Below are 20,786 nucleotides of genomic sequence, written 5' to 3' on the forward strand. Positions count from 1 at the left end.
CCTATCTGCGCGAGCAGGTAGGGGTTTTGTCTTTCCGGGTCTGATAACCGCGCCCGGGGTCTACGGCCGCTGCGCGCCCGATTCGCGGCACGAGGCCGCTCCTACAAGGGGGTGCCGGTCGGCCACGGCCATGCCTATGGGTCTTGTATTGCTGCCTTTTCCTATGCAAGCCCCCTGACGCGTCGCTATCATGCCAGCCTTATTCCTGGTCGAGACTGGCATGCTGAAGTTGTTGAATCTCCTCAAGGATGGCCGGTTCCATTCCGGGCAGGCCCTGGGGGAAGCACTGGGGGTGAGTCGCAGCGCCGTGTGGAAGCAGCTGCAGCACCTGGAAAGCGAATTGAACCTTGTTATCCACAAGGTGCGCGGTCGTGGCTATCAGTTGGCTGCTCCGCTTACCCTGCTCGAATCGCAGTCGATCGCCGAATATACGCAGGGAGAAGCGTGGCCGCTCGCGATCCATGACGCCATCGATTCGACCAACGCCGAAGCCTTGCGCTGTATTGGCGAAGGGCGACCTGCGCCGTTCGTGGTGCTGGCCGAGCGTCAGAGTGCAGGTCGGGGAAGGCGAGGGCGCCAATGGATAAGCCCATTCGCCGAAAATCTTTATTACAGTCTGGTGCTGCGGGTGGACGGCGGTATGCGTCAGCTCGAAGGACTGAGTTTGGTCGTTGGCCTGGCCGTGATGCGCACCCTCCAGGGTTTTGGTTTGGTGGGGGTCGGGTTGAAGTGGCCCAATGACCTGTTGGTCGGTCAGCAAAAGATCGCGGGTATCCTGCTGGAGCTGGTGGGAGACCCAGCAGATGTCTGCCATGTCGTACTGGGTATAGGCATCAATGTGAACATGCAGGTCAACGACCAGGTTGATCAGCAATGGACGTCAATGAGGCGTGAGGCGGGAATGACGATCGATCGCAATCGTCTCGTTGCAAAGCTCAACCAACAACTTCAGCATGAGTTGGCTCGCCATCGTCGTTACGGTTTTGCGGCATTCCAGGAGGAATGGGAGCAGGCGAACCTGTGGCAAGGGCGAGCGGTATCGCTGGTTGCGGGTAGCAATCGTATCGATGGGGTGGTGCTTGGGGTCGATGGGCAGGGGGCCTTGCGCCTCGAGGTCGACGGCGTAGAAAAGAGCTTCAGTGCAGGAGAGCTCAGTTTGAGGTTGCGTGATGATTCTTGAGCTCGATTGCGGTAATAGCTTTATCAAGTGGCGGGTAATCCATGCCGGCGATGCAACTATCGTCGGCGGCGGCATAGTCGATTCCGACCAGGCCTTGCTGGCCCAGATCGCAGCGTTGCCCGGTCAGCGGCTGAGCGGTTGTCGAATGGTGAGTGTGCGCAGCGAAGACGAAACCGATGTGCTCTGCGCGCATCTGGAGCAGAGTTTCGGTGTGCGGGTCCAGGTTGCTCAGCCGGCCCAGGAAATGGCAGGCGTGCGTAACGGATACGACGACTACCAACGCCTGGGTATGGACCGTTGGCTCGCCGCATTGGGCGCCTATCATCTGGCGAAAGGCGCCTGTCTGGTAATCGATCTGGGAACGGCAGCCAAGGCGGATTTCGTGGCTGGCGACGGCCAGCACCTCGGTGGATATATCTGCCCGGGCATGCCGCTGATGCGCAGCCAACTGCGCACGCATACTCGCAGAATCCGATACGACGATGCTTCGGCAGAGCGCGCCTTGAGCAGCCTGGCTCCCGGGCATTCCACTGTCGAAGCGGTCGAGCGAGGTTGCGTATTGATGTTGCAGGGATTTGCTCGCACCCAGATCGAGCAGGCGCGTGCGTTATGGGGAGAGGCGTTCTCCGTATTCCTTACCGGCGGTGATGCACCTCTGGTTCAGGATTCGGTCCCGCAGGCTCGGGTGATACCCGACCTGGTCTTCGTCGGTCTGGCCATGGCCTGCCCATTGGATTGAGGTGCCTATGCGTTGGTTGTTTCTGCTATTGGTGGTGCTCAATGTCGTCTATTACGTCTGGCACCAGCAGGAAGCGCCGCTGAAGGCCAAGGAAGTGGCCCCGCTTTCCTTATATAAAGGTAACCAGCAGGAGATTCGCCTGTTGCGTGAGACTGGTGCCTCTGCGCCGGCCAAACGCCGTGAAGAATGCCTGGTGGTGGGTGGGGTGGCGACGCAGGAGCAGCTCGTGGCCCTGCGTCAGCGTCTGGTGAGCCTGGATATCGCGACGGTGCCGGTGGCGGGACAACTGCCCGGCGCGGAGGGCCGCTGGCTGAAAGTGGCCGTTGAAAGCGAGCGTTTGCTGGACTCGGCGGTGCTGTCCAGTCTTTCCAAGGATTTCAAAGACTTAAAACACAAAATTATTTTGTGCGAGGGTATTGCAACTGCCGAATAGCTTGATAGAATGGCGCCCGCTTCGCAGGGAACACCACTGAGGTGGTAGGACCGGAAGCTGTTGTCAAAGTAGCTAACCTCAAGATTTTAATGAGAAAAAGCTTGACAGCAGGACGGCAAGAGTTGAAAATGCCGCCCACACTTAGGAGGGGTTCCCGAGTGGCCAAAGGGATCAGACTGTAAATCTGACGTCTACGACTTCGAAGGTTCGAATCCTTCCCCCTCCACCAGTTTAGCGAGAGCCGCAAGCTCCGCGGGTATAGTTTAGTGGTAGAACCTCAGCCTTCCAAGCTGATGATGCGGGTTCGATTCCCGCTACCCGCTCCAAGTTTGCTGTTGTTGCACAATGTGTTTCGCTCTTGTAGCTCAGTTGGTAGAGCACACCCTTGGTAAGGGTGAGGTCAGCGGTTCAAGTCCGCTCAAGAGCTCCATATAAACAAGGCAGATATGAAAATATCTGCCTTTGTTTTATCAGTAGTAATGACTATTTCTTCTGCGGAGGACTGTATCGATGGCTAAGGAAAAGTTTGATCGTTCCCTTCCCCACGTTAACGTCGGCACCATCGGCCACGTTGACCACGGTAAGACCACTCTGACCGCAGCTCTGACTCGCGTCTGCTCCGAAGTTTTCGGTTCGGCAGTCGTTGAGTTCGACAAGATCGACTCGGCTCCGGAAGAAAAAGCGCGCGGTATCACCATCAACACCGCTCACGTCGAGTACAACTCGAACATTCGTCACTACGCTCACGTTGACTGCCCAGGTCACGCTGACTACGTGAAGAACATGATCACCGGTGCTGCCCAGATGGACGGCGCGATCCTGGTTTGCTCGGCCGCCGATGGTCCGATGCCACAAACCCGTGAGCACATCCTGCTGTCCCGTCAGGTTGGCGTTCCATACATCGTGGTCTTCCTGAACAAGGCTGACCTGGTAGACGACGCTGAGCTGCTGGAACTGGTCGAGATGGAAGTTCGCGACCTGCTGTCCACCTACGACTTCCCAGGCGACGACACCCCGATCATCATCGGTTCGGCTCGTATGGCTCTGGAAGGCAAAGACGACAACGAAATGGGTACCAGCGCTGTCAAGAAGCTGGTTGAAACTCTGGATGCCTACATCCCTGAGCCAGTTCGTGCCGTTGACCAGCCGTTCCTGATGCCGATCGAAGACGTCTTCTCGATCTCGGGTCGTGGTACCGTTGTTACCGGTCGTATCGAGCGTGGTATCGTCCGCGTTCAGGATCCGCTGGAAATCGTTGGTCTGCGTGAAACCAGCACCACCACCTGCACCGGTGTTGAGATGTTCCGCAAGCTGCTGGACGAAGGTCGTGCTGGCGAGAACTGCGGCGTTCTGCTGCGTGGTACCAAGCGTGACGACGTTGAGCGTGGTCAGGTTCTGGTCAAGCCGGGTTCGGTCAAGCCGCACACCAAGTTCACCGCAGAAGTCTACGTTCTGTCGAAGGAAGAAGGCGGTCGTCACACTCCGTTCTTCAAAGGCTACCGTCCTCAGTTCTACTTCCGTACCACTGACGTGACCGGTAACTGCGAACTGCCGGAAGGCGTTGAAATGGTAATGCCAGGTGACAACATTCAGATGACTGTCACCCTGATCAAGACCATCGCAATGGAAGACGGTCTGCGCTTCGCTATCCGTGAAGGCGGTCGTACCGTCGGCGCCGGTGTCGTAGCAAAAATTATTGAATAAGTAGTTGATTTCTCATGATCAGGCCGGCATAATGGCCGGCCTGATACAGCGTTAAAGGTCAGTAGCTCAATTGGCAGAGCGACGGTCTCCAAAACCGTAGGTTGGGGGTTCGATTCCCTCCTGACCTGCCATTCACCTCGGTGTGATGGCTTTCTTCTCACAGGATCCTCCTCGATGACTCCCAAAACTGAAGCCCAAGAATCGCGTTTTGATCTGTTCAAGTGGCTGGCTGTTGTAGTGTTGGTGGTCGTTGGTGTTGTGGGTAATCAGTATTACTCCGCAGCTCCAATCCTGTATCGCGTCCTTGCACTTCTCGCCCTGGCTGCCGTTGCAGGCTTTGTTGCCTTGCAGACTGCGAAGGGTAAGTCGTTCTTTACGCTGGCGAAGGAAGCTCGTGCTGAGATCCGTAAAGTCGTGTGGCCGACCCGCCAGGAAACCACTCAGACCACGCTCATTGTCGTGGTCGTCGTGTTGGTTATGGCGCTGCTGCTGTGGGGTCTTGATTCCCTGCTCGGCTGGGCGGTCTCCTTGATTGTTGGCTAAGGGTGTCCCGTGGCTAAGCGTTGGTACGTCGTGCATGCTTACTCGGGTTACGAGAAGCATGTCATGCGCTCTCTGATCGAGCGCGTCAAGCTGGCTGGCATGGAAGACGAGTTCGGCGAGATCCTGGTCCCGACCGAAGAAGTCGTCGAAATGCGCAACGGCCAGAAGCGCAAGAGCGAGCGCAAGTTCTTCCCTGGCTATGTATTGGTCCAGATGGAAATGAACGAAGGGACTTGGCACCTCGTCAAGGACACCCCTCGTGTTATGGGTTTCATTGGTGGTACCGCAGACAAACCTGCGCCGATCACCGATAAAGAAGCTGAAGCTATCCTACGTCGCGTCGCCGACGGTAGCGACAAGCCGAAGCCGAAGACGCTGTTCGAGCCGGGTGAAGTGGTTCGCGTCATTGACGGTCCCTTCGCTGACTTCAATGGCAGTGTCGAAGAAGTTAACTATGAAAAGAGTCGCTTGCAGGTTGCAGTGCTCATTTTCGGTCGCTCTACTCCGGTGGAGCTCGAGTTCAGCCAGGTCGAGAAGGTCTAGGCGAACGACGCATCCCATACCCCGCAGCCCTATGTGCTGCGGGGTTTTGTCGTCACTGGGATAAAACGCAAGTCATACGGGGAGCCATCTGGCGTTCGTACCCGATTTTGGAGTAGCTCATGGCTAAGAAGATTCAGGCTTACATCAAGCTGCAAGTTAAGGCCGGCCAGGCCAACCCAAGCCCACCCGTCGGTCCAGCACTGGGTCAGCACGGCGTGAACATCATGGAATTCTGCAAGGCCTTCAACGCCCGTACTCAGGGTCAAGAGCCAGGTCTGCCGACTCCAGTGATCATCACTGTCTACAGTGACCGTAGCTTCACCTTCGAAACCAAGAGCACCCCTGCCTCGGTTCTGCTGAAGAAAGCTGCTGGCCTGGCTAGCGGTTCGGCTCGCCCGAACACCGTCAAGGTCGGTACCGTTACCCGTGCTCAGCTGGAAGAGATCGCCAAGACCAAGCAGGCTGATCTGACTGCCGCTGACCTGGATGCAGCTGTGCGCACCATCGCCGGCTCTGCCCGCAGCATGGGCCTGAACGTGGAGGGTGTGTAATGGCTAAGCTGACTAAGCGCCAAAAGGCTATCGCCGAGAAAATCGAAGCAGGCAAGGCCTACAACTTCGAAGAGGCCGCCAATCTGCTGGCTTCGCTGCCGGCTGCCAAGTTTGTCGAGTCCTACGACATCGCCGTCAACCTCGGTGTTGACCCGCGTAAATCCGACCAAGTCGTTCGCAGCGCTACCGTGCTGCCGCACGGCACTGGCAAAACCGTTCGCGTAGCCGTCTTCACCCAGGGTCCAGCTGCTGAAGCTGCTCTGGCTGCCGGCGCTGACCGCGTAGGTATGGACGATCTGGCTGCCGAAATGAAAGGCGGCGACCTGAACTATGACGTCGTCATCGCATCGCCTGATGCCATGCGCGTTGTGGGTCAGCTGGGTCAGGTCCTGGGTCCTCGCGGCCTGATGCCAAACCCGAAAGTGGGTACTGTGACTCCAGACGTAGCCGGCGCCGTCAAGAACGCCAAGGCTGGTCAGGTGCGCTACCGTACCGACAAGAACGGTATCATCCACACCTCCGTTGGCAAGGTCGGCTTCGAAGCTGGCAAGCTGAAGGAAAACGTTGAAGCCCTGATCGCCGATCTGAAGCGTATCAAGCCGGCTTCCTCGAAAGGTATCTACGTCAAGCGCGTTACCCTGAGCACCACTATGGGCCCAGGTCTGATCATCGATCAGAGCTCGCTGAACGTGTAATGCTCGGCCGGCGCGGCCTTGTCCGCGCCGGCTGCTGAAAATTGGGGTCCCTGCCTGGCGGGGGCTATCCAAGACCGTAGGCGGCGCAAGCCTTAAACCACAAGCCTACGCAGATGGTGCTCCCGATTCGTTACCGAATCAGACACCAAAACGACATCCGGCCTCGGCTGGATGAAACGGTAAAAACCAGGAGTAAACCCGTGGCAATTAAACTCGAAGACAAGAAGGCCATCGTCGCTGAAGTCAACGAGGCTGCCAAAGTCGCTCTGTCCGCTGTCGTGGCCGATGCCCGTGGTGTGACTGTAGGCGCAATGACCGGACTCCGTAAAGAGGCCCGCGAAGCTGGCGTTTACGTACGTGTCGTACGTAACACCCTGCTCAAGCGCGCTGTTGAAGGCACCGAGTACTCGGTCCTCAACGACGCGTTCAAAGGCCCGACCCTGATCGCTTTCTCCAACGAACACCCGGGCGCTGCTGCTCGTCTGTTCAAAGAGTTCGCCAAGGGTCAGGACAAGTTCGAGATCAAGGCAGCTGCGTTCGACGGCAAGTTCCTTGCCGCTAACCAGATCGACGTGCTGGCAACTCTGCCAACTCGCGACGAGGCTATCGCACAGCTGATGAGCGTGATCCAAGGTGCAACCAGCAAGCTGGCTCGTACCCTGGCTGCTCTGCGCGACCAGAAAGAAGCCGCTGCTGCCTAAGGCCGCGCAGTCTCTTTCGAAATCAAACGTTTAATTTGATGGCCGCGTAGGCTGTCACCCCAATACAGGAATTCATAGTCATGTCTCTGACTAACGAGCAAATCATCGAAGCGATCGGCCAGAAAACCGTTCTGGAAATTGTTGAACTGATCAAAGCGATGGAAGAAACCTTCGGCGTTACCGCTGCTGCCGCTGTTGCTGCTGCCCCTGCTGGTGGCGCTGCTGCCGCTGCTGAAGAGCAGACCGAGTTCAACGTTGTTCTGGCCGAAGCCGGCGACAAGAAAGTCAACGTGATCAAGGCCGTTCGTGAACTGACCGGTCTGGGCCTGAAAGAAGCCAAAGAGAAAGTTGACGGCGCTCCTGCTGTGATCGCTGAAGGCGTTTCGAAAGAAGCCGCTGAAGACGCCAAGAAGAAGCTGGAAGAAGCAGGCGCTAAAGTCGAGCTGAAGTAATTTCGACTTTGCGACTCCAGCCCGAGCGTTAAGCAAAAGGCTGACGGCTGGTGGCTTATGCCACCGGCCTTTTTCCGTTATTGGTGGCCGATCAGGTCGGCCCCGATAACGTGCTGCAAGAACACCCAAGAGGGTGTGCAAACCATGGGGTTTGCAGATTTTCTGGCTGCTCCCGCTCGGGAGGAGCCAAACAAGCAGGTGACCAAGCTGGGGAACGCTGATGGCTTACTCATACACTGAGAAAAAACGTATCCGCAAGGACTTTAGCAAGTTGCCGGACGTCATGGATGTGCCTTACCTCCTGGCCATCCAGCTGGATTCGTATCGCGAATTCCTGCAGGCGGGAGCATCCAAGGATCAGTTCCGCGACGTCGGCCTGCACGCGGCCTTCAAATCGGTATTCCCGATCATCAGCTACTCCGGCAATGCTGCCCTGGAGTACGTCGGCTATCGCCTGGGCGAGCCGGCTTTCGATGTGAAGGAATGTGTCCTGCGTGGCGTGACGTTCGCTGTCCCGCTGCGTGTGAAGGTGCGCCTGATCATCTTCGACAAGGAATCGTCGAACAAAGCGATCAAGGACATCAAAGAGCAAGAAGTCTACATGGGTGAAATCCCCCTGATGACTGAAAACGGTACCTTCGTTATCAACGGTACCGAGCGTGTTATCGTTTCCCAGCTGCACCGCTCGCCAGGTGTGTTCTTCGACCACGACCGTGGCAAGACTCACAGCTCCGGCAAGCTGCTGTACTCCGCCCGCATCATTCCTTACCGCGGCTCCTGGTTGGACTTCGAGTTCGATCCGAAGGACTGCGTGTTCGTACGTATCGACCGTCGCCGCAAGCTGCCGGCTTCGGTACTGCTGCGTGCCCTGGGCTACAGCACCGAGGAAGTCCTCAACACCTTCTACACCACCAACGTGTTCCACGTTTCCGGCGAAAAACTCAGCCTGGAACTGGTCCCTCAGCGTCTGCGTGGTGAAGTCGCGGTCATGGACATCCATGACGGCAGTGGCAAGGTTATCGTCGAGCAGGGCCGCCGTATTACCGCGCGCCACATCAACCAGCTCGAGAAGGCCGGCGTAAAACAGCTGGACGTTCCAATGGAATACGTCCTGGGCCGTACCACCGCCAAGGCCATTGTGCATCCGGCCACTGGCGAGATCCTGGCCGAGTGCAACACCGAGCTGACCACCGAGCTGCTGATCAAGGTTGCCAAGGCGCAGGTCGTCCGCATCGAGACCCTGTACACCAACGACATCGACTGCGGCCCGTTCATCTCCGATACCCTGAAGATCGACACCACCAGCAACCAGCTGGAAGCCCTGGTCGAAATCTACCGCATGATGCGTCCAGGCGAGCCGCCAACCAAGGATGCCGCCGAGACCCTGTTCAACAACCTGTTCTTCAGCGCCGAGCGTTACGATCTGTCCGCCGTGGGCCGCATGAAGTTCAACCGTCGTATCGGTCGTACCGAGATCGAAGGTTCGGGCGTGCTGAGCAAGGAAGACATCGTCGACGTGCTCAAGACCCTGGTCGACATCCGTAACGGCAAGGGTATCGTCGATGACATCGACCACCTGGGTAACCGTCGCGTTCGTTGCGTCGGCGAGATGGCCGAGAACCAGTTCCGCGTTGGCCTGGTGCGTGTAGAGCGCGCGGTCAAGGAACGCCTGTCGATGGCTGAAAGCGAAGGCCTGATGCCGCAGGACCTGATCAACGCCAAGCCGGTCGCGGCGGCGGTGAAGGAGTTCTTCGGTTCCAGCCAGCTCTCGCAGTTCATGGACCAGAACAACCCGCTCTCCGAGATCACCCACAAGCGCCGTGTCTCCGCACTCGGCCCAGGCGGTCTGACCCGTGAGCGTGCTGGCTTCGAGGTTCGTGACGTACACCCGACCCACTATGGTCGCGTGTGCCCGATCGAAACCCCTGAAGGTCCGAACATCGGTCTGATCAACTCCCTGGCGGCCTACGCCCGCACCAACCAGTACGGCTTCCTGGAAAGCCCGTACCGCGTGGTGAAAGAGGGTGTGGTCACCGACGACATCGTCTTCCTGTCCGCCATCGAAGAAGCCGATCACGTCATCGCCCAGGCCTCGGCCGCGATGAACGAGAAGAAGCAACTGATCGACGAGCTGGTAGCGGTCCGTCACCTGAACGAATTCACCGTCAAGGCGCCGGAAGACGTCACCCTGATGGACGTTTCGCCGAAGCAGGTTGTTTCCGTCGCTGCCTCGTTGATTCCGTTCCTCGAGCACGACGACGCCAACCGTGCATTGATGGGTTCGAACATGCAGCGTCAGGCTGTTCCGACCCTGCGCGCCGACAAGCCGCTGGTAGGTACCGGCATGGAGCGCAACGTTGCCCGTGACTCCGGCGTCTGCGTCGTGGCCCGCCGCGGTGGCGTGATCGACTCGGTCGATGCCAGCCGTATCGTGGTTCGCGTGGCCGACGACGAAGTCGAGACCGGCGAAGCAGGTGTGGATATCTACAACCTGACCAAGTACACCCGTTCGAACCAGAACACCTGCATCAACCAGCGTCCGTTGGTGAGCAAGGGTGACGTGGTCGCGCGTGGCGACATCATGGCCGACGGTCCGTCCACCGACATGGGCGAACTGGCGCTGGGTCAGAACATGCGCATCGCGTTCATGGCGTGGAACGGCTTCAACTTCGAAGACTCCATCTGCCTGTCCGAGCGTGTGGTCCAGGAAGACCGCTTCACCACCATCCACATCCAGGAACTGACCTGTGTGGCCCGTGACACCAAGCTTGGCCCAGAGGAAATCACCGCGGACATCCCGAACGTGGGTGAGGCTGCGCTGAACAAGCTGGACGAAGCCGGTATCGTCTACGTAGGTGCCGAAGTCGGCGCTGGCGACATTCTGGTCGGCAAGGTCACCCCGAAAGGCGAGACCCAGCTGACGCCGGAAGAAAAACTGTTGCGCGCGATCTTCGGTGAGAAGGCCAGCGACGTTAAGGACACCTCCCTGCGCGTGCCGACCGGCACCAAGGGTACCGTCATCGACGTCCAGGTCTTCACCCGTGACGGCGTCGAGCGCGACAGCCGCGCCCTGGCCATCGAGAAGATGCAGCTGGACGAGATCCGCAAGGACCTCAACGAAGAGTTCCGCATCGTTGAAGGTGCGACCTTCGAGCGTCTGCGCGCTGCCCTGAACGGCCAGGTGGTCGACGGTGGTGCGGGTCTGAAGAAAGGCACCGTGATCACCGACGAAGTCCTGAACGGTCTGGAGCACGGTCAGTGGTTCAAACTGCGCATGGCCGAAGATGCACTGAACGAGCAGCTGGAAAAAGCTCAGCAGTACATCGTCGATCGCCGCCGCCTGCTGGACGACAAGTTCGAAGACAAGAAGCGCAAGCTGCAGCAAGGCGATGACCTGGCACCGGGCGTACTGAAGATCGTCAAGGTCTACCTGGCTATCCGCCGTCGCATCCAGCCGGGTGACAAGATGGCCGGTCGTCACGGTAACAAGGGTGTGGTCTCGGTGATCATGCCGGTCGAAGACATGCCGCACGACGCCAACGGTACTCCGGTGGACGTCGTCCTGAACCCGCTGGGCGTACCTTCGCGTATGAACGTCGGTCAGATCCTCGAAACCCACCTGGGCCTCGCGGCCAAGGGCCTGGGCGAGAAGATCGATCGCATGATCGAAGAACAGCGCAAGGCCGCTGAGCTGCGCAGCTTCCTGACCGAGGTCTACAACGAGATCGGTGGTCGCCAGGAAAACCTGGACGAGTTCTCGGACGAAGAGATCCTCGCCCTGGCCAACAACCTGAAGAAGGGCGTGCCGATGGCTACCCCAGTCTTCGATGGTGCCAAGGAGCGCGAGATCAAGGCCATGCTGAAGCTGGCCGACATGCCTGAGAGCGGCCAGATGGTCCTGTTCGACGGCCGTACCGGCAACAAGTTCGAGCGTCCTGTAACCGTGGGTTACATGTACATGCTCAAGCTGAACCACTTGGTGGACGACAAGATGCACGCGCGTTCCACTGGTTCGTACAGCCTGGTTACCCAGCAGCCGCTGGGTGGTAAGGCACAGTTCGGTGGTCAGCGTTTCGGGGAGATGGAAGTGTGGGCGCTGGAAGCATACGGCGCGGCATACACCCTGCAAGAAATGCTCACAGTGAAGTCGGACGACGTGAACGGCCGTACCAAGATGTATAAGAACATCGTGGATGGCGATCACCGTATGGAGCCGGGCATGCCCGAGTCCTTCAACGTGTTGATCAAAGAGATCCGTTCGCTCGGTATCGATATCGATCTGGAAACCGAATAACACGTGACGCGAAGGGGAGCGGGGCAGGTAATGCCCGCTTCCTGCTCCGCCAGGAGGAAAGGCCTTGAAAGACCTACTGAATTTGCTGAAAAACCAGGGTCAAGTCGAAGAGTTCGACGCCATCCGCATCGGTCTGGCGTCGCCTGAAATGATCCGTTCGTGGTCGTTCGGTGAAGTTAAGAAGCCGGAAACCATCAACTACCGTACGTTCAAACCTGAGCGTGACGGCCTGTTCTGCGCCAAGATCTTTGGCCCAGTCAAGGACTACGAGTGCCTGTGCGGCAAGTACAAGCGCCTCAAGCACCGCGGTGTGATCTGTGAGAAGTGCGGCGTCGAAGTCGCCCTGGCCAAGGTTCGTCGTGAGCGCATGGCGCACATCGAGCTGGCCTCGCCGGTTGCCCACATCTGGTTCCTGAAGTCGCTGCCGTCCCGTATCGGCCTGCTGATGGACATGACCCTGCGTGACATCGAGCGCGTGCTCTATTTCGAGAGCTATGTCGTTATCGACCCGGGCATGACCACCCTGGAAAAGGGCCAGCTGCTGAACGACGAGCAGTACTTCGAGGCGCTGGAAGAGTTCGGTGACGATTTCGACGCCCGCATGGGTGCCGAGGCTGTCCGCGAGCTGCTGCACGCGATCGACCTGGAGCACGAGATCGGCCGCCTGCGCGAAGAGATTCCGCAGACCAACTCGGAAACCAAGATCAAGAAGCTGTCCAAGCGCCTGAAGCTGATGGAAGCTTTCCAGGGCTCGGGCAACCTGCCTGAGTGGATGGTCCTGACCGTTCTGCCGGTTCTGCCGCCAGACCTGCGTCCGCTGGTTCCGCTGGACGGCGGTCGCTTCGCGACTTCCGACCTGAACGACCTGTACCGCCGGGTGATCAACCGTAACAACCGTCTGAAGCGCCTGCTGGATCTGTCGGCGCCGGACATCATCGTGCGCAACGAAAAGCGCATGCTGCAGGAAGCGGTCGACGCCCTGCTGGACAACGGCCGTCGCGGTCGCGCCATCACTGGCTCGAACAAGCGTCCGCTGAAGTCCCTGGCCGACATGATCAAAGGTAAGCAAGGTCGCTTCCGTCAGAACCTGCTCGGTAAGCGCGTGGACTACTCCGGCCGTTCGGTAATTACCGTAGGTCCGACCCTGCGCCTGCACCAGTGCGGTCTGCCGAAGAAGATGGCCCTGGAGCTGTTCAAGCCGTTCATTTTCGGCAAGCTGGAAATGCGTGGTCTGGCGACCACCATCAAGGCTGCCAAGAAGATGGTCGAGCGTGAGCTGCCGGAGGTCTGGGACGTCCTGGCCGAGGTGATCCGCGAACACCCCGTACTGCTCAACCGTGCACCGACCCTCCACCGTCTGGGTATCCAGGCGTTCGAGCCGGTGCTGATCGAAGGCAAGGCAATCCAGCTGCACCCGTTGGTGTGTGCTGCGTACAACGCCGACTTCGACGGTGACCAGATGGCCGTTCACGTACCGCTGACGCTGGAAGCCCAGCTGGAAGCGCGTGCGCTGATGATGTCGACCAACAACATCCTGTCGCCTGCCAACGGCGAGCCGATCATCGTTCCTTCGCAGGACGTGGTTCTGGGTCTCTACTACATGACCCGTGAAGCCATCAACGCCAAGGGCGAAGGCCGTGTGTTCGCTGACCTGCAGGAAGTCGACCGCGTATTCCGCGCCGGCGAGGCAGCGCTGCACGCCAAGATCAAGGTCCGTATCAACGAGACCGTGAAGGACCGTGACGGCAGCATCACCAAGAACACCCGTATCGTCGACACTACCGTCGGCCGTGCGCTGCTGTTCCAGGTAGTACCTGCTGGCCTGCCGTTCGACGTCGTCAACCAGTCGATGAAGAAGAAGGCGATTTCCAAGCTGATCAACCAGTGCTACCGCGTGGTGGGTCTGAAGGAAACCGTTATCTTCGCCGACCAGCTGATGTACACCGGCTTTGCCTACTCGACCATTTCCGGCGTATCGATCGGTGTCAACGACTTCGTTATCCCGGACGAGAAAGCCCGCATCATCGGTACCGCTACCGACGAAGTGAAGGAAATCGAGAGCCAGTACGCCTCCGGCCTGGTAACCCAGGGCGAGAAGTACAACAAGGTCATCGACTTGTGGTCGAAGGCGAACGATGAAGTGTCCAAGGCGATGATGGCCAACCTCTCGAAAGAGAAGGTCATTGACCGCGAAGGCAATGAAGTCGAGCAGGAATCCTTCAACTCGATGTACATGATGGCTGACTCCGGTGCGCGGGGTTCCGCGGCCCAGATCCGTCAGCTGGCCGGTATGCGTGGCCTGATGGCCAAGCCGGACGGCTCCATCATCGAGACGCCGATCACCGCGAACTTCCGTGAAGGCCTGAGCGTTCTGCAGTACTTCATTTCGACCCACGGTGCTCGTAAAGGTCTGGCGGATACCGCACTGAAGACCGCGAACTCCGGTTACCTGACCCGTCGTCTGGTTGACGTGGCCCAGGATCTGGTCGTGACCGAGATCGACTGCGGCACCGACCAGGGCCTGGTCATGACCCCGCACATCGAAGGCGGCGACGTTGTCGAGCCGCTGGGTGAGCGCGTACTGGGTCGTGTCATCGCCCGAGACGTGTTCAAGCCGGGCACCGAGGACGTCATCGTTCCGGCGGGTACCCTGGTCGACGAGAAGTGGGTCGAGTTCATCGAGCTGAACAGCATCGACGAAGTGGTCGTGCGTTCGCCGATCAGCTGCGAAACCCGCTACGGCATCTGCGCCAAGTGCTACGGTCGCGACCTGGCTCGCGGTCACCAGGTGAACATCGGTGAGGCTGTCGGCGTTATCGCTGCCCAGTCGATCGGTGAGCCGGGTACCCAGCTGACCATGCGTACCTTCCACATCGGTGGTGCTGCAAGCCGTACCTCGGCTGCCGACAGCGTCCAGGTGAAGAACGGCGGCATGGTGCGTCTGCACAACCTCAAGCAGGTCGAACGTGCCGATGGCAACCTGGTTGCCGTATCGCGTTCCGGCGAGCTGGCCATTGCCGACGAGTTCGGCCGTGAGCGTGAGCGCTACAAGCTGCCATACGGTGCGGTGATTTCGGTCAAGGAAGGTGAGAAGGTCGAGGCTGGCGCCATCGTCGCCAAGTGGGACCCGCACACCCACCCGATCGTGACCGAGCTGAAAGGTACCGTGACCTTCGTGGGCATGGAAGAAGGCATCACCATCAAGCGTCAGACCGACGAATTGACCGGTCTGACCAATATCGAAGTGATGGACGTCAAGGATCGCCCTGCCGCCGGCAAGGAAATCCGTCCGGCGATCAAGATGGTCGACGCCGCTGGCAAGGACCTGTACCTGCCAGGTACCGACGTACCTGCCCAGTACTTCCTGCCGGCCAACGCCCTCGTCGGTGTGGCTGACGGTGCACAGATCGGTGTGGGTGACGTTATCGCGCGTATTCCGCAGGAAACGTCCAAGACCCGTGACATCACCGGTGGTCTGCCGCGCGTTGCCGACCTGTTCGAAGCGCGTCGTCCGAAAGAAGCGTCGATCCTGGCTGAAGTCAGCGGCACCATTGCCTTCGGTAAAGAAACCAAGGGCAAGCGCCGTCTGGTGATCACCCCGACCGATGGCAGCGAGCCGTACGAAGAGCTGATTCCGAAGTGGCGCCACCTGAACGTCTTCGAAGGCGAACAGGTAAACCGCGGCGAAGTCATCTCCGACGGCCCGAGCGATCCGCACGACATCCTGCGTCTGCTGGGTGTAAGCGCGCTGGCCAAGTACATCGTCAACGAGATCCAGGACGTTTACCGCCTGCAGGGCGTGAAGATCAACGACAAGCACATCGAGACCATCCTGCGTCAGATGCTGCGTAAGGTTGAGATCACCGAGTCCGGCGATTCCAGCTTCATCAAGGGCGACCAGATGGAACTGACCCAAGTGCTGGTCGAGAACGAGCGTCTCGCCGCCGAGGACAAGTTCGTCTCGAAGTTCTCGCGTGTTCTGCTGGGTATCACCAAGGCGTCGCTGTCGACCGAATCGTTCATCTCCGCGGCTTCTTTCCAGGAAACCACCCGCGTTCTGACCGAAGCGGCCGTCACTGGCAAGCGCGACTACCTGCGCGGCCTGAAAGAGAACGTGGTCGTGGGTCGTCTGATCCCGGCCGGTACCGGTCTGGCCTACCACAGCGAGCGCAAGCGTCGCCGTGATGCCGACAAGCCGCTGCGTGTGAGCGCCAGTGAGGTGGAAGCCGCACTGACCGAAGCGCTGAACTCCAGCGGTAACTGAGAACAGGGCAGGGCCCCGGTTCATCCTGCAGGGCATCGGTGACATGAATTGTTGCCGATGACCGGGCGAGGAGGGCCGGGGCCTCGTCTTGACTGGGTGCAAGATCCTCTTTAGACTTTTGTACCCTTAAATTTGGTGAGGCTCCGTCTCGCCAATTTTTGGCTTTCTTGCAAGACAATAGCGTCGCAAGACAATCAGTGGAGCTAGTAGATGGCAACTATCAACCAGCTGGTACGTCAGCCGCGTAAGCGTACCGTCGAGAAATCCGACGTACCTGCGCTGCAGAACTGCCCGCAGCGTCGTGGCGTGTGCACCCGCGTGTACACCACCACGCCGAAAAAACCTAACTCGGCACTGCGTAAAGTATGCCGTGTGCGTCTGACCAACGGTTTCGAGGTTTCCTCGTACATCGGTGGTGAAGGCCACAACCTGCAAGAGCACAGCGTCGTCCTGATCCGTGGCGGCCGTGTAAAAGACTTGCCAGGTGTTCGTTACCACACCGTTCGCGGTTCTCTGGATACTTCGGGCGTCAAAGGCCGTAACCAGGGTCGTTCCAAGTACGGTACCAAGCGTCCGAAGTAATCGGCCGTTTGCAGACATCCAATTTTTTGAGTCGATAAGAGTAAGGTCGGGCAGGGGTCGAAGACCCACGTCCCGGGCTAACCTGAAGACCGTTTGAGGGCTTATCATGCCAAGACGTCGTGTAGCAGCAAAACGTGAGATCCTGGACGATCCGAAGTACGGATCCCAGATCCTCGCCAAGTTCATGAACCACGTGATGGAAAGCGGCAAGAAGGCCGTAGCCGAGCGCATCGTTTACGGTGCCCTGGATACCGTCAAAGCACGCAAGAACAGCGACCCCCTGGAAATCTTCGAGAAAGCTCTCGACGCCATCGCTCCGCTGGTCGAAGTAAAGTCCCGCCGTGTCGGCGGTGCCACTTACCAGGTTCCGGTTGAAGTTCGCCCATCCCGTCGTAACGCTCTGGCAATGCGCTGGCTCGTAGACTACGCCCGTAAGCGTGGCGAGAAGTCCATGGCGCTGCGCCTGGCTGGTGAACTGCTGGATGCTGCCGAAGGCAAGGGTGCTGCAGTCAAGAAGCGTGAAGACGTGCACCGTATGGCCGAAGCCAACAAGGCGTTCTCGCACTACCGCTTCTAATTCAAGCATCAATTTTTTTGCGAGGGCTTTATGGCTCGTACTACAGCTATTAACCGCTACCGTAACATCGGTATCTGCGCGCACGTCGATGCGGGCAAGACTACCACTACCGAGCGGATCCTGTTCTACACAGGTCTGAGCCACAAGATGGGCGAGGTGCATGACGGCGCCGCGACCACCGACTGGATGGTGCAAGAGCAAGAGCGCGGTATCACCATTACCTCCGCTGCCGTTACCACCTTCTGGAAAGGCTCCCGTGGTCAGTACGACAACTACCGCGTAAACGTCATCGATACCCCCGGCCACGTTGACTTCACTATTGAAGTAGAGCGTTCGCTGCGTGTACTCGACGGCGCGGTCGTCGTATTCTGCGGTACCTCCGGCGTTGAGCCGCAGTCCGAAACCGTATGGCGTCAGGCCAACAAGTACGGCGTTCCACGTGTTGTCTACGTGAACAAGATGGACCGTGCCGGTGCCAACTTCCTGCGCGTTGTCGGCCAGATCAAGAACCGCCTGGGCCACACCCCGGTTCCAATCCAGCTGGCTATCGGTGCAGAAGACAACTTCCAGGGTCAGGTCGACCTGATCAAGATGAAAGCCATCTACTGGAACGAAGACGACAAGGGCACCACCTATCGCGAGGAAGAAATTCCGGCCGATATGCTGGACCTGGCCACCGAGTGGCGCAGCAACATGGTTGAAGCCGCCGCCGAAGCCAACGAAGAGCTGATGAACAAGTACCTTGAAGAAGGTGACCTGTCCGTCGAAGAGATCAAGGCTGGTCTGCGCGCCCGTACCCTGGCGAGCGAGATCGTTCCTGCTGTCTGCGGCTCCTCGTTCAAGAACAAGGGCGTTCCCCTGGTTCTGGACGCCGTCATCGACTTCCTGCCGGCTCCGACCGAGATCCCTGCCATCCAGGGTATCAACCCGGACGACAAAGACCTGGCCAAGGACGATCCTGCCGTTCGTCACGACGAGCGTCATGCTGACGACAACGAGCCGTTCTCGGCTCTGGCGTTCAAGATCGCTACCGACCCGTTCGTAGGTACCCTGACCTTCGTTCGCGTGTACTCGGGCGTTCTGAGCTCCGGTGACTCGGTCATCAACTCGGTAAAAGGCAAGAAAGAGCGCGTTGGTCGTATGGTGCAGATGCACGCCAACCAGCGTGAAGAGATCAAGGAAGTTCGCGCTGGCGACATCGCGGCCCTGATCGGCATGAAAGACGTCACCACCGGTGAAACCCTGTGCGACGCCGACAAGCCAATCATCCTTGAGCGCATGGACTTCCCAGAGCCAGTGATCTCGCTGTCTGTTGAGCCGAAGACCAAGCAAGACCAGGAAAAGATGGGTATCGCGCTGGGCAAGCTGGCCCAGGAAGACCCGTCGTTCCGCGTCAAGACCGACGAAGAAACCGGCCAGACCATCATCTCCGGTATGGGTGAGCTGCACCTGGACATCATCGTTGACCGCATGAAGCGCGAGTTCAACGTTGAAGCCAACATCGGCAAGCCGCAGGTTTCCTATCGCGAGAAGATCACCAAGTCCAACGTCGAGATCGAAGGCAAGTTCGTTCGTCAGTCGGGCGGTCGTGGTCAGTTCGGTCACTGCTGGATCCGCTTCTCCGAGCCGGACCAGGATGACAAGGGCAACATCACCGAAGGCCTGGTCTTCACCAACGAAGTCGTTGGCGGTGTGGTTCCTAAGGAATACATCCCGGCGATCCAGAAGGGTATCGAAGAGCAGATGAAGAACGGCGTTGTTGCCGGCTATCCTCTGATCGGCCTGAAGGCTACCGTGTTCGACGGTTCGTACCATGACGTCGACTCCAACGAGATGGCGTTCAAGATCGCGGCCTCCATGGCGACCAAGCAGCTGGCCCAGAAGGGCGGCGGTGTTGTGCTTGAGCCGATCATGAAGGTTGAGGTAGTAACCCCTGAGGATTACATGGGTGACGTGATGGGTGACCTGAACCGTCGTCGTGGTCTGATCCAGGGTATGGATGACTCCGTCTCCGGCAAAGTTATCCGTGCAGAAGTCCCGCTGGGAGAGATGTTCGGTTATGCGACCGACGTTCGTTCCATGTCTCAGGGTCGCGCAAGCTACTCCATGGAATTCTCCAAGTACTCGGAAGCTCCGTCGAACATCGTCGAAGCACTCGTTAAAAAACAAGGCTAATCCAGCCCTTTAGGCAAGAGGTTCACTGTCGTGGCTAAAGAAAAATTTGATCGTTCCCTTCCCCACGTTAACGTCGGCACCATCGGCCACGTTGACCACGGTAAGACCACTCTGACCGCAGCTCTGACTCGCGTCTGCTCCGAAGTTTTCGGTTCGGCAGTCGTTGAGTTCGACAAGATCGACTCGGCTCCGGAAGAAAAAGCGCGCGGTATCACCATCAACACCGCTCACGTCGAGTACAACTCGAACATTCGTCACTACGCTCACGTTGACTGCCCAGGTCACGCTGACTACGTGAAGAACATGATCACCGGTGCTGCCCAGATGGACGGCGCGATCCTGGTTTGCTCGGCCGCCGATGGTCCGATGCCACAAACCCGTGAGCACATCCTGCTGTCCCGTCAGGTTGGCGTTCCATACATCGTGGTCTTCCTGAACAAGGCTGACCTGGTAGACGACGCTGAGCTGCTGGAACTGGTCGAGATGGAAGTTCGCGACCTGCTGTCCACCTACGACTTCCCAGGCGACGACACCCCGATCATCATCGGTTCGGCTCGTATGGCTCTGGAAGGCAAAGACGACAACGAAATGGGTACCAGCGCTGTCAAGAAGCTGGTTGAAACTCTGGATGCCTACATCCCTGAGCCAGTTCGTGCCGTTGACCAGCCGTTCCTGATGCCGATCGAAGACGTCTTCTCGATCTCGGGTCGTGGTACCGTTGTTACCGGTCGTATCGAGCGTGGTATCGTCCGCGTTCAGGATCCGCTGGAAATCGTTGGTCTGCGTGAAACCAGCACCACCACCTGCACCGGTGTTGAGATGTTCCGCAAGCTGCTGGACGAAGGTCGTGCTGGCGAGAACTGCGGCGTTCTGCTGCGTGGTACCAAGCGTGACGACGTTGAGCGTGGTCAGGTTCTGGTCAAGCCGGGTTCGGTCAAGCCGCACACCAAGTTCACCGCAGAAGTCTACGTTCTGTCGAAGGAAGAAGGCGGTCGTCACACTCCGTTCTTCAAAGGCTACCGTCCTCAGTTCTACTTCCGTACCACTGACGTGACCGGTAACTGCGAACTGCCGGAAGGCGTTGAAATGGTAATGCCAGGTGACAACATTCAGATGACTGTCACCCTGATCAAGACCATCGCAATGGAAGACGGTCTGCGCTTCGCTATCCGTGAAGGCGGTCGTACCGTCGGCGCCGGTGTCGTAGCCAAAATCATCGAGTAATCACTCGGTCGATTGAAAAAAGCCCCCGCTCAGCGGGGGCTTTTTTTATTGGGTTGACACTAATTGGGGGCGTCTATAGAATCACGCCTCCTTTTAACGGGCGTAGTGCGCCCGATGGGAACAGCCTGG

Annotated in this window: 16 protein-coding genes and 4 tRNA genes; all 20 read left to right on the plus strand. The window is 58.6% G+C overall.

Annotated elements, in window-relative coordinates; translation table 11 throughout:
• Nucleotides 1–220 precede the first annotated feature (220 nt).
• Nucleotides 221–1,180 carry a bifunctional biotin--[acetyl-CoA-carboxylase] ligase/biotin operon repressor BirA gene (gene birA / locus IRZ56_RS13400; RefSeq protein ID WP_196145390.1) on the plus strand — a complete coding sequence of 320 codons (960 nt, stop codon included), beginning with the start codon at nucleotides 221–223 and terminating at the stop codon, nucleotides 1,178–1,180.
• Nucleotides 1,170–1,919 (plus strand): pantothenate kinase, encoded by a 750-nt coding sequence (locus tag IRZ56_RS13405; protein ID WP_196145391.1) that lies wholly within the window; start codon nucleotides 1,170–1,172, stop codon nucleotides 1,917–1,919. The genes birA and IRZ56_RS13405 overlap by 11 nt, the downstream gene beginning before the upstream one ends.
• A 7-nt stretch (nucleotides 1,920–1,926) precedes the next feature.
• Nucleotides 1,927–2,352 carry a hypothetical protein gene (locus IRZ56_RS13410; protein ID WP_196145392.1) on the plus strand — a complete coding sequence of 142 codons (426 nt, stop codon included), beginning with the start codon at nucleotides 1,927–1,929 and terminating at the stop codon, nucleotides 2,350–2,352.
• 144 nt (nucleotides 2,353–2,496) lie between these two features.
• Nucleotides 2,497–2,581 (plus strand) — tRNA-Tyr (locus IRZ56_RS13415).
• A 23-nt stretch (nucleotides 2,582–2,604) separates the two neighbouring features.
• A tRNA-Gly gene (locus IRZ56_RS13420) sits at nucleotides 2,605–2,678 on the plus strand.
• 28 nt (nucleotides 2,679–2,706) lie between these two features.
• Nucleotides 2,707–2,782, plus strand: a tRNA-Thr gene (locus IRZ56_RS13425).
• An 80-nt stretch (nucleotides 2,783–2,862) separates the two neighbouring features.
• The gene (gene tuf, locus IRZ56_RS13430; RefSeq protein ID WP_196145393.1) at nucleotides 2,863–4,056 is read left to right on the plus strand and encodes an elongation factor Tu; all 1,194 of its coding nucleotides are present in this window, start codon (nucleotides 2,863–2,865) and stop codon (nucleotides 4,054–4,056) included.
• A gap of 55 nt (nucleotides 4,057–4,111) precedes the next feature.
• Nucleotides 4,112–4,187: transfer RNA gene (locus IRZ56_RS13435), tRNA-Trp, on the plus strand.
• A gap of 43 nt (nucleotides 4,188–4,230) precedes the next feature.
• The gene (gene secE / locus IRZ56_RS13440) at nucleotides 4,231–4,599 is read left to right on the plus strand and encodes a preprotein translocase subunit SecE (RefSeq protein WP_196145394.1); all 369 of its coding nucleotides are present in this window, start codon (nucleotides 4,231–4,233) and stop codon (nucleotides 4,597–4,599) included.
• 9 nt (nucleotides 4,600–4,608) lie between these two features.
• Nucleotides 4,609–5,142 (plus strand): transcription termination/antitermination protein NusG, encoded by a 534-nt coding sequence (gene nusG, locus IRZ56_RS13445; RefSeq protein WP_011531880.1) that lies wholly within the window; start codon nucleotides 4,609–4,611, stop codon nucleotides 5,140–5,142.
• 119 nt (nucleotides 5,143–5,261) lie between these two features.
• On the plus strand, nucleotides 5,262–5,693 hold the full coding sequence (rplK, locus tag IRZ56_RS13450) for a 50S ribosomal protein L11 (RefSeq protein WP_084859380.1): 432 nt from the start codon (nucleotides 5,262–5,264) through the stop codon (nucleotides 5,691–5,693).
• Nucleotides 5,693–6,388, plus strand: coding sequence for a 50S ribosomal protein L1 (gene rplA / locus IRZ56_RS13455; RefSeq protein WP_084859378.1), 696 nt, complete (start codon nucleotides 5,693–5,695; stop codon nucleotides 6,386–6,388). Before rplK ends, rplA begins: the two co-directional genes overlap by 1 nt.
• Before the next feature lie 200 nt (nucleotides 6,389–6,588).
• Entirely contained in the window at nucleotides 6,589–7,089 is a 501-nt protein-coding gene (rplJ, locus tag IRZ56_RS13460; protein ID WP_084859376.1) for a 50S ribosomal protein L10, read from the plus strand.
• Nucleotides 7,090–7,169: 80 nt separating this feature from the next.
• Complete coding sequence (gene rplL / locus IRZ56_RS13465) at nucleotides 7,170–7,541, plus strand: 50S ribosomal protein L7/L12 (RefSeq protein ID WP_043215349.1); 372 nt, start codon at nucleotides 7,170–7,172, stop codon at nucleotides 7,539–7,541.
• Nucleotides 7,542–7,761: 220 nt separating this feature from the next.
• Nucleotides 7,762–11,835, plus strand: a complete 4,074-nt coding sequence (gene rpoB, locus IRZ56_RS13470; protein WP_196145395.1) for a DNA-directed RNA polymerase subunit beta — start codon at nucleotides 7,762–7,764, stop codon at nucleotides 11,833–11,835.
• A 64-nt stretch (nucleotides 11,836–11,899) separates the two neighbouring features.
• Entirely contained in the window at nucleotides 11,900–16,099 is a 4,200-nt protein-coding gene (gene rpoC / locus IRZ56_RS13475; protein WP_196145396.1) for a DNA-directed RNA polymerase subunit beta', read from the plus strand.
• Nucleotides 16,100–16,309: 210 nt separating this feature from the next.
• Nucleotides 16,310–16,681: a 30S ribosomal protein S12 gene (rpsL, locus tag IRZ56_RS13480; RefSeq protein WP_003257088.1), complete on the plus strand. Its 372-nt coding sequence runs from the start codon at nucleotides 16,310–16,312 to the stop codon at nucleotides 16,679–16,681.
• A 106-nt stretch (nucleotides 16,682–16,787) separates the two neighbouring features.
• On the plus strand, nucleotides 16,788–17,258 hold the full coding sequence (gene rpsG / locus IRZ56_RS13485) for a 30S ribosomal protein S7 (protein WP_003246741.1): 471 nt from the start codon (nucleotides 16,788–16,790) through the stop codon (nucleotides 17,256–17,258).
• A gap of 30 nt (nucleotides 17,259–17,288) precedes the next feature.
• A complete protein-coding gene (fusA, locus tag IRZ56_RS13490; RefSeq protein ID WP_196145397.1) occupies nucleotides 17,289–19,433 on the plus strand; it encodes an elongation factor G in 2,145 nt (714 codons plus the stop codon).
• A gap of 30 nt (nucleotides 19,434–19,463) precedes the next feature.
• Nucleotides 19,464–20,657 (plus strand): elongation factor Tu, encoded by a 1,194-nt coding sequence (tuf, locus tag IRZ56_RS13495; RefSeq protein ID WP_196145393.1) that lies wholly within the window; start codon nucleotides 19,464–19,466, stop codon nucleotides 20,655–20,657.
• Nucleotides 20,658–20,786: the final 129 nt, after the last annotated feature.

It is taken from the genome of Pseudomonas guariconensis, from assembly GCF_015680235.1.
GTDB lineage: Bacteria > Pseudomonadota > Gammaproteobacteria > Pseudomonadales > Pseudomonadaceae > Aquipseudomonas > Aquipseudomonas guariconensis_A.